Here is a 12,550-nt window from a genome sequence, read left to right as displayed (position 1 = left end):
GCACCTTTCCAGGAGCACCTTTTTATTGGCGGTGGCCCTGATCAACGTTTTGCCAGTACACCGATATCTTTTCCTGCTACATATACGGTTGTTCCTTTTCTTGCTTTGGCTGCTACATTAAAGCCTTTCCCGATTTTTTTCCAGTGCTGACCGCCATCTTCTGAAATATCCGTGCCGGAAGTACCGGTAGCGATAAGCAGCCGGGGACTGATCCAGGCTACGCAGGAGCGGTATCCGCCGGGAGGTACTGCGGGTGCTTCCCAGCTCAGGCCGCCGTTGGTGGTGAGCATGCAGTTTCCTTTCCGCGCAGTGTCCTGCTTATAGTCGCCACCCACAGCTATCCCGGTGGCCGCGTCGCGGAAGGCGATGGAAAACACGCCGGTGGTGCTGCTGCCCTGTATCAGCGGAATCGTGTAGGCTTTTCCGTTATCCGCGCTTTTAAAAAGCCGGGCTACCTGGCCGCCGGTGGCAAAGTAAACGTTCTTCCCCGGCAACAGCACCATGCTGGTGCCGCTGGCAGCAAAGATGGCTTCCCCTTCTGCAGCGGCCGGCAAAGCGGGCGTGGGATCAGCTTTCCAGCTGCGGCCGCCGTTATGTGTCCGTATGACAGTAAATTTCCCGTCGATCGGATCGCCGATAGCGATGCCTTCCTGTTCATTAAAAAACTGCATGGCATCAAAGAAAATGCCCGGCCTGTTATCGTAGAATACCTGCTTCCAGGAATTGCCGCCATCTTCCGTTAAAAAAATCAATGCCGGTGCACCGGCATTCAATACAATGGCTTTACGGGCATCAAAGGCATACAGTGAACGCCAGTCGCAGCTGTCGCAGCCGGTAACCGTGGTCCATTTCCAATGCTTACCGCCATCGGTGCTGTTACCCACCTTACCGCCGGTGCCGGAGGCCCAAACCACTTTGTCTGTTACCACGCTCAGTCCGCGGATACTTTGAACCGGAGTAGCTGTTAGTATGTTTATATGGTAACCGGCCGCCGTGTCCTGGGCGGCAGCCGGGCGAAAAGCAAATATTAAAGTATAACATCCCAGCAGCAACAGGCGGCGGAGCACCCTTTGTTTACGGGTGATAAATGGCCACTGTCCTGTGTTTAAGCCTGGCAGGCCGGCTGCTGTGTTGACTGTATTCATAAGAGTATTTCGTTTATTCCCAATCTGTTAACGGGAAGAAAATTACAAAATTGCTACAAAGTGTGACACAGATTTATATATTTGCAGATTACCTAACCTGCTTACACATTAACAATATTCCAGTGCATCAACCGCATCGCTTAAAAATGTTCATCCTATGCTGTATATGGGGACTCTTCTCCGGGATGCTGCATGCGCAGGACAAACCATACATTTTTGACAGCTATAGCGTTAATGAAGGCCTTTCTCAGAGCACGGTATTCGATATCACCCGGGATGACCAGGGATTTATGTGGATTGCCACCCGCGACGGCATCAACCGTTTTGACGGGTATACCTTTAATGAATACCGGTATAAACCCAGTTCCCTTTACAAGGCAGGCGAAGGCAGGGGAGAGCTGGTAGCCCGCGGATCTACCGGCAACCGCGCGGTAATCAACCGTTTTGATCTGAAAGGATATAAAGGATTTTCTTTTTATAAAGACAGCCGTTCCCAGTTATTGCTGGCCCATAACAACGGGATCAGCGTGTACGATAAATATAAGAACAACTTCAGTAAGCTGCTGGAAGATACTACTATCGTAAATGCCGCAGAACGTGATAATAATGTGAAATTTGTGATCCTGGGAGAAGATACGGCCACCAACACCTTGTGGGTATGGCGTCCGATGAAAGGTATCTATGTACTGGATAATACGACTTACGCCACGCGCCGCATCATTTTGTATCCGCCGCAGTTTGTACAAAGAGGGATATTGCCTTCTGTAGTGATGAAAGACGGGAATACCATCTGGATGAACGGCGACCAGGGAGAGCTTTTTTCCCTGAACATCAAAAATCTCCGCATCTCCACCTATTGCCTGCCCGGTGTGGGCGATAAGCCGTTGCTGCGCAATCTGAATAAAGACTCCATGATCATCATCAGTGCAGGTCATATTACGCTCTTTAACAAGCAGCGTAACAAATTCAGCGACCTGGTTTTTGATGTGAAGAATGAAAAAGGGGAACCGTTTATTCCTGCGGTATCTGAGCTGGATCAGTACGGCAATGTATGGATAGGCGGAAGCGATGGTGTGCTGATATACAGTATTGCGCGTAATGAAATTGTGCGGCATATTGTGAGCTTTAATACTTTTGAAACGCGGTCGTTCAACGATGTGTCGTGGCTTTACCGGGATGTTGCTGATAACATGTGGGTAGGCACCGATGGCGATGGATTGAAGAAGTATTCCCCGCATAAAAAAGTATTTAACCTTTACCGTTCGCCTTATATCACACATAACATGGTGCAGGCCGTGTACAAGCACGATGATGGAAAATTGTACGTGGGGCTGATGAGGGACGGATTGAATATTTATGAAGATGGTGGAAAATTCCTGGAGCGTATTTCCAATGAATTATATCCCGGAAAATTTCCCGGCAACGACCTGGGCGCTATTTGCCGGGAGAATGCAGAGCAGCTCTGGCTGCACTTTGCGGGGATGCACATCGGCCTGTTCAATGTAGAAACCAAGTCTTTCCTGGATCTTACCGGAAAAGTAACGGCGTTGGGTTTACCGACGCAGCTGGCGCCATTCCCTTTCCTGTTTAAGCGTACCAACGGACAATTGTATTTCAATTATGGCGGCTATCTGCTGATGTTTGATAATACCGAGAAAGGATACGAAGTAGCGGTAGTGCATAATTTTTCGGATGAAGTACTAACCGCTTTTTATGAAGATTACCTGGGTAACCAGTACGTGGGTACGAAATCGGCGTTATATATAAAGCGAGTAGCTGATTCCCGCTGGAAAAACGTATTCCTTGCGCCCGGCACTACGGTGAAATCCATCAATAAAAATGCGCATAAAGAGTTGCTGGTGGCTACCAATAAAGGATTATTCATCCTGGATGATACAGGGCGCATTAAGCAGCATTACAACAGTTATGATAATCCCAAGCTGATCAATGATTATATGTATGGTGTGTTGCTGGATGATAAAGACAGGATCTGGGTGAGCCATAATAAAGGGTTATCACAGATCAACCCGCTGACAGGTGAAATCACTACTTATAATTATGAAGATGGGTTGCAGTCGAATGAGTTCAATACCGGTGCGTTTTATAAGTCCATCGACGGCCAATTATTTTTTGGCGGCATCCGTGGGGTGAATGGATTTTACCCGAAGAATTTCCGGGACAATTTATCCAATGCCAAAGTGATCATCCGCCGGATGGAGGTGCTGGACAAGCCTTATGAATCTGACACGGCCATTTCATTGCTGAAGAAAATAGAATTGCCGTATAATCAGAATACTATTGCTATCGAATTTGTGCCGCTGGAGTATACCAATCCATTAAAGAACAAGGTACAGTATAAGCTGGAAGGAGCGGATGAGGATTGGGTGCAGGCGGGTACTTTCAGGATGGCGCGTTACACCAACCTGCATCCCGGCAGTTATGTTTTTAAGTTGAGGGCCTCCAATAATGATGATATCTGGAGTACGGTTCCTACCACGCTGGAAATTGTAATCAAAATTCCTTTCTGGCAGTCGCTGTGGTTCCGGTTTTTACTGTTGTTATTACTGCTGGGAATTGCTTATTATTTCTCTACGCTATATCTTGATTATAAGATACGGCATGAGAAACTGAAGCTGGAGAAAGAGCAGGCGGTAGACCAGGAGCGGGCGCGTATTTCCAGCGATATGCACGATGATCTTGGTTCGGGGTTATCTACTATCCGGTTGCTGAGTGAAGTGGCGAAGCGGAAAATCCAGGATCCTTCGCAGACGCGGGAAGTAGAGCGGATTTCTGAAACGGCGGGAGAGATGGTGGATAAGATGAGTGAGATCATCTGGGCGATGAGCTCCTCCAATGATTCGCTGGCTAACCTGATTGCTTATATGAGAAGTTTTGCGGCCGAGTTTTTGGAGCATGCACATATCACGCACCAGTTTTATATTCCGGAAACTATTCCAAATATTAAGCTGAGTGGTGGCACGCGAAGGAATATTTACCTGGCAGTGAAAGAGTCGTTGCATAATGTAGTGAAACATGCGAAGGCAACGGAGGTAATTGTGGAAGTGAAGATGCATAAAAACATGACGATCATGATTAAGGACAATGGAAAAGGGTTTGACCAGGAAAAGGTAAGATTGTTTGGAAACGGATTAAAAAATATCCAGAAAAGGATGATATCGGTTGGCGGAAATGCGGATATCAGTTCGAATAATGGAACAATAGTTTTTCTCGATATCCCACTAAATTAACATACATTTGTTTTTAATAACATTTAAGTGTTATAATTCCTTTTAAACATGACGGTATACTCAAAAAAGAAGTCCCAGGATAACATGGACACTATCACTATTGCGATAGTAGAAGATAATCATGATATCCGCACGGCTATGGAATTGCTGATTAATGGTTCTGACGGTTATGCCTGTGTAGGGACATTCAATAATGCGGAAACTGCCGTGGAGCAAATCCCTCAGCTGATGCCTAATGTGGTGTTGATGGATTTTAACCTGCCGGGTGGCATGAATGGTATTGAATGTATTGCGCAGTTAAAGCGCGAGCATCCTGATATGCAGTTTATGATGCTGACGGTGTATGAAGATGATGATAAAATTTTTATGGCGCTGGAGGCGGGTGCGAGTGGTTATATTCTTAAGAAAACATCTCCGGGTGAATTACTCGAAGCCATCCGTGATTTGTATGATGGTGGTTCCCCGATGAGTTCGCAGATAGCGAGGAGAGTGGTAGCATTTTTCCAGAAGCAGGCTAAACCTAATCCGGCACTGGAAGCATTGACTACGCGTGAAAAAGAAATCCTGGATCAGTTGTCGAAAGGCTATTTGTACAAGGAAATTGCCAGCAACTTATTTATCAGTATTGAAACGGTAAGACGGCATGTACATAATATTTATGAAAAGTTGCACGTGCGCAGCCGTACGGATGCCGTAAATAAATATTATAACAGATAATCAGTAATTCAGGGATTTTATTGTTTCCCGTGGAAGCAATAAAATCCCTGAATGTTTTTCACCGGTGTCCGGCTTTAGGTTTGAACACCAGGTGCACAGATAATACTACAGCAGCAATCAACAGACAGGCGAGTTTAAATAACAGACCGGTTTTCATGGGATAGGGATTTACGGTTAATAGGTAATATAGTTAAGACATAATACTCCCTGATGGCTATTGCCAGGCTGATGTGACCAGTTGTGAATATTGTATGAAAGCCATTTGTTGGTAAAGCAGGTAAAATTGATCATCGCATCATTTGCCATGAATCAAATTTCCGGATAAGGCGAAGGAATTTATTTCCGATGCTGTTATCCTCTTCTTTTTTAATGAAGTAGGTAGCTACAAGCGCTACCAGAAAAACTGCAGTAAGCAGGATTAGAAATAGTATTTTCATAGGGACATAGGTTAGGATATCTCAAAATTGTTGACTTATGTAAATATAAAGAAATATCTGATATAAGGATCCATTCACATTAGTTTTTTTTATACCATTTTCATGTGATACTTCCCGAAAACCCCCAAAACTGTTCATTATCTCCCGGAAATATAAAATTTAACAGTCTTAATACATTGGTAATAAATAATGTAAGCATAGTGTATAACTTATACTTGGGATGATTCCCTGAATCCTTTATTTTTGCCAGCAATCAGATTTTGCTAAAAGATTTAGTATCCTTGCAAAATAGGGTGCGACCTACGAAACAATAGTATTTAGGAAATTATAATATATTATGGCAAACACGGACAAAACGGATAACAAAGATCTATTTGCTTCCTATACGGAAGACTCCATACGGTCGCTGGACTGGCGGGAGCATATCCGCCTCCGGCCTGGTATGTATATCGGTAAACTGGGAGATGGGTCGAGTATGGATGATGGTATTTACATCCTGCTTAAAGAGGTAACGGATAACTGTATTGACGAGCATACCATGGGTTTTGGTAAACAGGTCGATATCAAGGTAACGGAGCATCATGTCACCATCCGCGATTTTGGCCGGGGTATTCCTTTGGGAAAGGTGGTAGATGTAGTGAGTAAGATTAATACCGGCGCAAAGTACGACAGTAAAGCCTTTCAGAAATCAGTAGGTTTGAATGGGGTGGGTACAAAGGCAGTGAATGCTTTGTCCAGCTATTTCAAGGTGCAGTCGATCCGTGACGGACGGATGAAAACCGCTGAGTTTGAGAGAGGGGTTTTAATAAAAGAGCATAAAGAAACGGCGACAACGGAACCCAATGGTACCCTGGTTACGTTTACACCGGACGATACTGTATTTAAAAACTACCGTTTTATACCGGAATTCCTGGAGAACCAGATCTGGAATTATTGCTTTTTGAATGCGGGTCTTACCATTAGCTTCAACGGCAAGAAATACATTTCAAAGAATGGTTTGCTGGATTTGCTGCAGCGTAAAACGAATGAAGAAGATCTGCGTTACCCGATCATTCACCTGAAGGGAGAAGATATTGAAGTAGCGATTACCCATGAAAGCCAATACGGGGAAGAGTATTATTCTTTCGTGAATGGTCAGCATACCACCCAGGGTGGTACGCACCTGGCGGCTTTCCGGGAGGCGTTTGTAAAAACGGTACGCGACTTCTATAAGAAAGATTATGAGGCTACCGATATCCGGGCTTCTATTTGTGCGGCGGTATCCATCCGCGTACAGGAGCCGGTATTTGAATCGCAAACGAAAACCAAGCTGGGTTCACAGGTTGTTTTTGAAAACGGGCCGTCTGTAAAGGCGTTTGTACTGGAATTCCTCGCCAAGCACCTCGATGATTACCTGCACCGTAACCCGGCAATTGCAGATGCGTTGAAGAAACGTATTGAGCAAAGTGAACGTGAGCGTAAGGAGCTGGCCGGTATCAAGAAACTGGCGAATGAAAGAGCGAAGAAAGCGAACCTTCACAACAAGAAGCTGCGCGATTGCCGTTTGCACCTGAATGATGAGCTTACCGGGAAAGATAAGGCAGAACAGGAAGCCCGCCGGCTGGATTCCACCATCTTTATTACAGAGGGAGATTCTGCCAGTGGTTCCATCACCAAATCGCGCAACGTGGAAACGCAGGCGGTATTTAGTTTGCGTGGTAAGCCGCTGAACAGTTTTGGTCTTACCAAAAAGGTAGTATATGAGAACGAGGAGTTCAACCTGTTGCAGCATGCGTTGAATATTGAGGACGGCCTGGAAGGATTGCGCTACAATAACATTGTGGTGGCTACCGATGCCGATGTGGACGGGATGCACATCCGTTTGCTGCTGTTGACTTTCTTCCTGCAATTTTTCCCTGACCTGGTAAAGAATGGTCACGTATATATCCTGGAAACGCCGTTGTTCCGCGTACGTAACAAGCAGCAAACTATTTACTGCTATAATGAAGATGAGAAACAGAAGGCAGTAAAGAAACTGGGCAACAAGCCGGAGATTACCCGCTTTAAAGGATTGGGAGAAATTTCTCCGGATGAATTTGGCCGTTTTATCGGGGAAGATATCCGTATTGAGCCGATCATTTTATCGAAAGATATTCATGTCCAGAAGTTACTGGAATACTATATGGGTAAAAATACCCAGACCCGCCAGGAGTTTATCATCAACAACCTGCGGTATGAAAAGGATTTAGTAGAAGAAACAGTATAGAAAGGCATATGGGCTTAATACACATTGTTTTTGGTCAGTCTTCGGTTCCGGTGTTGGGAGAGGCGATTGCGATGGATGAGAAAATGAGCGGAGAGATCCGCTGTTTTGAAGATGACCTGTCCGTTGGACCATTATTTATCCTGGACACCAAAGAGGGCCGTGCCGGCCGTCGCCAGTTCTGGCAGCAGCTGGCGGGTATTGAACCGGTAGCTCCGGCAGCCGGGGAAGAACCGGCGGCAGAAGAAGTGACCGGCGATCCCGATGATGCCGATCTTTTTAAATCCCTGAAAGCGCAATTAAAGGAAGACCCCGAACAGGAAGTATGGATATGGGCCGGGCAAAACGCCCGCGATGTATGCGGGTACTATTGGCTGGTAAGCCAGCTGTATGATTTTGCGGGACGCATCCATATTATTTACCTCAACAACCTGCCTTTCCTTAATGAAAAGGGAGCGGTGTTTTATCCTACCCATCTGCACCAGATACTGCCAAAGGAATTCCTGAAGGCAAAGAAGCTGGCGCGTCCTATTTCACTGGCAGAATACGAGCTGGATGGCGATGAGTGGCATCGCCTGATGAATGAGAACGCAGGTATCCGTTTACTGGAAGGCGGAAAGAAGATCAAAGGAGAGCCTACCCTGTTTTACGACAAGGAGTTACTGGCGCAGAGTGGAAAAGAGTTTGTGAAAGCATGGCGGGTAGTGCAGCAGGTAACCGGTAAACTGAAATACCCTGTGATGGACCAGTTCCTGGGCTGGCGGCTGAAAGAGCTGATCCGCGAAGGCAAACTGGAAAGCAGGGGCGATCTGAAAACGATCCGTGATTTTGAAGTGAAACAGCCGGGAGAAACTACTGAAAATCCAACAACTACTGTATGATAACCGTAACGCCACTGGAATTGATGGGAGCTGATGACCGCGGCAGCGGTTATTTCTGGAACTGCAACCGTACGGGTGATTTCCTGGTTTGCTACCGGAATGCGGGCAGCAGCAGCGGGCAGCATTATCACGAAGGTAAAAGCGACCATAAGAACCCGGAGGTGCTATACCTGTTCACCGGCAAGGCAGCCATTCACTGGTGTGCGCTGGGAGGCCATGAAATAGTAACAACGGAGGTAACGGCGCCGGCAAGGGTAGAAGTACCTGTGAATGTATGGCATCAGCTGGTGGCCATTACAGATTGTTGCTTTATAGAACTGAACTCCCTGGAGGATGTACAAAAAGACAGTGTACGTATCTGGCGGGAGGATTTTGAAAAAATGATTAACGTAAAACCGTAAGTGTATTATACATGGACATGGAAAATAAAACATCAGACGAATCTCTGCACAATGTCATCCACGTTGGAGGCATGTATGAGAGCTGGTTCCTGGATTACGCCTCTTATGTAATCCTGGAGCGGGCGGTGCCCAGCATGGAAGATGGGCTGAAGCCCGTACAGCGTCGTATCCTGCACGCCATGAGAGAAATGGACGATGGCCGTTATAATAAGGTGGCCAACGTGATCGGGCAAACGATGCAGTATCACCCGCACGGGGATGCTTCTATCAGTGATGCCATTGTTAACCTCGGACAGAAAGACCTGCTGATTGATACCCAGGGTAACTGGGGCGATGTAAGAACCGGTGATGATGCAGCAGCAGCCAGGTATATTGAGGCGCGCCTGTCGAAGTTTGCGCTGGACGTAGCATTTAATCCTAAAACTACTTCCTGGCAGCTTAGCTACGACGGCCGTAAAAATGAGCCACTGGCATTACCGATGAAGTTCCCGCTGCTGTTGGCACAGGGAGCGGAAGGTATCGCGGTTGGTTTATCTACCAAAATATTACCACACAATTTCATTGAGCTTATAGACGCTTCGATCAAATACCTCCGTGGTAAAAAGTTTGAACTGTTCCCCGATTTCATTACCGGTGGCATGGTGGATATTGCCAGTTACAATGATGGCAAACGCGGTGGTAAAGTAAGAGTACGCGCACATATTGAAGAGAAGGACAAAAAGACGCTGCTGATCAAGGATGTGCCTTATGGTATTACTACCACGCAGCTGATGGAGTCTATTGTAAAGGCGAACGACAATGGTAAGATCAAGATCAAGAAAGTAGTGGATAACACGGCTGCGGAAGTGGAAATTGAAGTGCAGCTGGCGCCGGGTATTTCACCGGATATTACGATCGATGCGTTGTACGCATTCACCGATTGTGAAATTTCTATTTCGCCGAATGCCTGCGTGATCGTAAATGATAAGCCACAGTTCCTCACGGCTTCCGATCTGCTGAAATCTTCCGCGGATTATACCAAAGACCTGCTGAAGCAGGAGCTGGAAATCAAACTGGCGGAACTGCAGGAGAAATGGCACTATACCTCCCTGGAAAAACTCTTCTTTGAAAAAGGAATTTACAAGGAGCTGGAACAAAAGCATAAGGACTGGGAAACCGTACTGAATGCTATTGATAAAGGATTTACACCGTATAAGAAGCAACTGAAACGCGAAATCACCCGCGAGGATATTGTGAAATTAACGGAAAAGCCTGTACGCCGTATTTACCGTTTGGATATCAATGAACTGAATGAACAGATCAAGGGTATTGAAGCGGAAATCAAAGAGGTGAAGAACAACCTGGCGAACCTCACCGATTATACCGTTGCTTACTACGACAACCTGCTGAAGAAGTATGGTAAAGGCCGGGAACGTAAAACGGTAATTAAAACGTTCGACAACATCCAGGTAGCGCAGGTGGCTATTGCCAACACTAAAATATATGTGAACCGGGCGGATGGTTTCATTGGTACTTCCCTGAAGAAAGATGAGTTTGTGGCAGATTGTTCTGACCTGGACAGCATCATTGTATTCCGCCGGGATGGTAAAATGCTGGTGACCAAAGTAGCGGATAAAACCTTTGTGGGCAAGGATATCATTCATGTGGACATTTTCCGTAAGAATGACGAGCGTACTACTTACAACATGATCTATGTAGAAGGTAAGACGGGAGTGAGCTATGCCAAACGTTTCAATGTAACGGGTGTTACCCGCGATAAGGAATACGACCTGGCGCATAAAGGGGAGAAGAACTCCAAAGTGCATTATTTCTCTTCGAATCCTAACGGGGAAGCAGAAGTGGTGACCATCAAGCTGAGTCCGAACTGCAGCGCACGTAACAAGGAGTTCGACCTGTTCTTTGAAACCATTGCGATCAAGGGACGTAACTCCATGGGGAACGTGGTAACCAAATACCCGATCCGTGGTGTGAAGTTCAAGGAGAAAGGAGTGTCTACACTGGCCGGACAAAAGATCTGGTATGATACAGAAACCGGTCGTTTGAATACAGAGGAACGTGGCGTGTACATTGGTGCTTTTGAAGGGGAAGACAAGATCTTTGTTGCCTTTAAAAACGGTACTTATGAGCTCACGAACTACGATCTCACCAACCGTTACGAGTCGAATGATGTAGTGTACATTGAGAAGTTCAACCCGGAAAAAACGGTAACCGCTATTTACTTTGATGCGGATAAGAAGCAGTTTAATGTGAAACGTTTCCGGATTGAAACGCAGACGCTAAACAATAAATTCAATTTCATTAAGGAGGGCGCGAATAATTACCTGGAAATGGTAACAACGCATACCCAGCCAATTGTATTGCTGAAAACAGGCAAGAAACGCAGTCCGGAAGAGGAGGAAATTGATCTTTCTGAATTTGTGGAGGTTACCGGCTGGAAAGCAGTGGGAACAAGGATTGCAGGGGATGACCTGATTAGTGCGGAGTTGTTGTCTGAGGACGAAGATCCTGATCCGAATGAAGAAGGACCGGCAGGCGGGCAGGGAGAATTATTCTAACCACCTGTTGCAGAAAATATAGAAGCGGGTAGCAGTAAAATGCTATCCGCTTTTTTGTTTTTGTAAGATGATTATATTTTGCCGCCCAGGTTTTTGATCATCTTTTCCAGGAAGTTGATCGCCGTAAGATGTTCTTCCGGCGTGATGCCTTCCATTACTTTTTCCCTGTTTTTCATTTGGAGCGCGTCGATGGCAGCGTACTCCTGTTTGCCGGTATCTGTAAAGGAATAAAGATCATCAGCATGTTGGATCCAGTTGCGTGAGAGCAATGTTTCCAGTATTTCGTCCAGCTCTGCAACGGTGAGGAAGCGGCTTACCTGGTGGTAATACAGGTCTTTGGAGATCTTTCCGTGCGTATTTATATTTTTCAATACCTGCCAGTGAAACCTGTTGATGCCAAAGGATTCAAAGGCGGCATTGGTGAAATTAGTGATGAGACAATCGGCTTCTTTCAGGTACCAGCCGATGGGCAGCTTTTGGTCTATTTCGGATTGCATAAAATTGTTTTTAATCTTTGATGGGGGTGGTTACTTCGATCATGAAGGTGTCGAAAGTAAAGTAAAAGCCAAAGTTCTTACGCATGATCTGCGGAACCTGGTCCAGTACGATACCTCCGCTTTGCAGTCGCTCCCAGGTGGCAGTTACTGCGGCTTTATCTTCCAGATAAAATCCTATGTGAAAAGTATCCGGGTAGGTGTTATTTCCTTTCTCATTCATGCGTTGGTTCATCAATACCAGGATAAACCCGTCGGGGCCATTTAAAACAGACAGGGTATCGTTTAGTTTTGGGTCGGCGCAGATAAAATCAAAGTAGGTTTCAAATAATGCCCGGGTTGCCGGTACATCTTTGACGCTGAGGTTTAAGTGATTAAGTTGCATTGCAGTGTAGATGATAAATGAATGTTCGCTCTTTTAAATGCAAAT

The 12,550-nt window shown here is 45.9% G+C and carries 10 protein-coding genes; 6 read left to right on the top strand and 4 right to left on the bottom strand.

The window, feature by feature from the left end; all coding sequences use genetic code 11:
- Positions 1-41: 41 nt before the first annotated feature.
- Positions 42-1,145, bottom strand: coding sequence for a WD40/YVTN/BNR-like repeat-containing protein (locus tag ACLHR0_RS26405; RefSeq protein WP_436490709.1), 1,104 nt, complete (start codon positions 1,143-1,145; stop codon positions 42-44).
- A gap of 146 nt (positions 1,146-1,291) precedes the next feature.
- Here ACLHR0_RS26405 and ACLHR0_RS26400 point away from each other — a divergent pair, with 146 nt between their 5' ends.
- Both ACLHR0_RS26400 and ACLHR0_RS26395 read left to right on the top strand, forming a co-directional pair.
- Positions 1,292-4,393 (top strand): sensor histidine kinase, encoded by a 3,102-nt coding sequence (locus ACLHR0_RS26400; RefSeq protein ID WP_370911391.1) that lies wholly within the window; start codon positions 1,292-1,294, stop codon positions 4,391-4,393.
- 48 nt (positions 4,394-4,441) lie between these two features.
- Positions 4,442-5,110, top strand: coding sequence for a response regulator transcription factor (locus tag ACLHR0_RS26395; protein WP_079468073.1), 669 nt, complete (start codon positions 4,442-4,444; stop codon positions 5,108-5,110).
- A 287-nt stretch (positions 5,111-5,397) separates the two neighbouring features.
- On the opposite strand, the gene ACLHR0_RS26390 is transcribed toward ACLHR0_RS26395, so the two are convergent.
- Positions 5,398-5,547 (bottom strand): hypothetical protein, encoded by a 150-nt coding sequence (locus ACLHR0_RS26390; protein ID WP_429046715.1) that lies wholly within the window; start codon positions 5,545-5,547, stop codon positions 5,398-5,400.
- 337 nt (positions 5,548-5,884) lie between these two features.
- On the opposite strand from ACLHR0_RS26390, the gene ACLHR0_RS26385 reads away from it, so the two are divergent.
- From ACLHR0_RS26385 to ACLHR0_RS26370, 4 genes are read left to right on the top strand one after another with little or no spacing between them, the layout of a single operon-like run.
- Positions 5,885-7,792 (top strand): DNA topoisomerase IV subunit B, encoded by a 1,908-nt coding sequence (locus ACLHR0_RS26385; protein ID WP_436490705.1) that lies wholly within the window; start codon positions 5,885-5,887, stop codon positions 7,790-7,792.
- 8 nt (positions 7,793-7,800) lie between these two features.
- Positions 7,801-8,670 (top strand): DUF1835 domain-containing protein, encoded by an 870-nt coding sequence (locus ACLHR0_RS26380; RefSeq protein WP_429065392.1) that lies wholly within the window; start codon positions 7,801-7,803, stop codon positions 8,668-8,670.
- The gene (locus ACLHR0_RS26375; RefSeq protein WP_436490703.1) at positions 8,667-9,071 is read left to right on the top strand and encodes a hypothetical protein; all 405 of its coding nucleotides are present in this window, start codon (positions 8,667-8,669) and stop codon (positions 9,069-9,071) included. Before ACLHR0_RS26380 ends, ACLHR0_RS26375 begins: the two co-directional genes overlap by 4 nt.
- Before the next feature lie 17 nt (positions 9,072-9,088).
- Positions 9,089-11,626 carry a DNA gyrase/topoisomerase IV subunit A gene (locus ACLHR0_RS26370; protein ID WP_370911395.1) on the top strand — a complete coding sequence of 846 codons (2,538 nt, stop codon included), beginning with the start codon at positions 9,089-9,091 and terminating at the stop codon, positions 11,624-11,626.
- A 71-nt stretch (positions 11,627-11,697) separates the two neighbouring features.
- Here the strand turns inward: ACLHR0_RS26370 and ACLHR0_RS26365 are convergent, their stop codons facing one another.
- Together ACLHR0_RS26365 and ACLHR0_RS26360 are read right to left on the bottom strand one after the other, a co-directional pair.
- Complete coding sequence (locus tag ACLHR0_RS26365; protein ID WP_429046719.1) at positions 11,698-12,123, bottom strand: MarR family winged helix-turn-helix transcriptional regulator; 426 nt, start codon at positions 12,121-12,123, stop codon at positions 11,698-11,700.
- 10 nt (positions 12,124-12,133) lie between these two features.
- Positions 12,134-12,505: a VOC family protein gene (locus ACLHR0_RS26360; protein ID WP_429046720.1), complete on the bottom strand. Its 372-nt coding sequence runs from the start codon at positions 12,503-12,505 to the stop codon at positions 12,134-12,136.
- Positions 12,506-12,550 lie beyond the last annotated feature (45 nt).

This window comes from Chitinophaga sp. ARDCPP14 (assembly GCF_051362515.1).
In the GTDB taxonomy this organism is placed as follows: domain Bacteria; phylum Bacteroidota; class Bacteroidia; order Chitinophagales; family Chitinophagaceae; genus Chitinophaga.
Note: the sequence above shows the minus strand (reverse complement) of the source record. Positions and strands in the feature narration are given on the sequence as shown.

Coding starts and splice junctions, on each gene's coding strand:
- ACLHR0_RS26405 (WP_436490709.1), bottom strand. CDS start 1,145: ATGAATACAGTCAACACAGCAGCCGGCCTGCCAGGCTTAAACACAGGA.
- ACLHR0_RS26400 (WP_370911391.1), top strand. CDS start 1,292: ATGTTCATCCTATGCTGTATATGGGGACTCTTCTCCGGGATGCTGCAT.
- ACLHR0_RS26395 (WP_079468073.1), top strand. CDS start 4,442: ATGACGGTATACTCAAAAAAGAAGTCCCAGGATAACATGGACACTATC.
- ACLHR0_RS26390 (WP_429046715.1), bottom strand. CDS start 5,547: ATGAAAATACTATTTCTAATCCTGCTTACTGCAGTTTTTCTGGTAGCG.
- ACLHR0_RS26385 (WP_436490705.1), top strand. CDS start 5,885: ATGGCAAACACGGACAAAACGGATAACAAAGATCTATTTGCTTCCTAT.
- ACLHR0_RS26380 (WP_429065392.1), top strand. CDS start 7,801: ATGGGCTTAATACACATTGTTTTTGGTCAGTCTTCGGTTCCGGTGTTG.
- ACLHR0_RS26375 (WP_436490703.1), top strand. CDS start 8,667: ATGATAACCGTAACGCCACTGGAATTGATGGGAGCTGATGACCGCGGC.
- ACLHR0_RS26370 (WP_370911395.1), top strand. CDS start 9,089: ATGGAAAATAAAACATCAGACGAATCTCTGCACAATGTCATCCACGTT.
- ACLHR0_RS26365 (WP_429046719.1), bottom strand. CDS start 12,123: ATGCAATCCGAAATAGACCAAAAGCTGCCCATCGGCTGGTACCTGAAA.
- ACLHR0_RS26360 (WP_429046720.1), bottom strand. CDS start 12,505: ATGCAACTTAATCACTTAAACCTCAGCGTCAAAGATGTACCGGCAACC.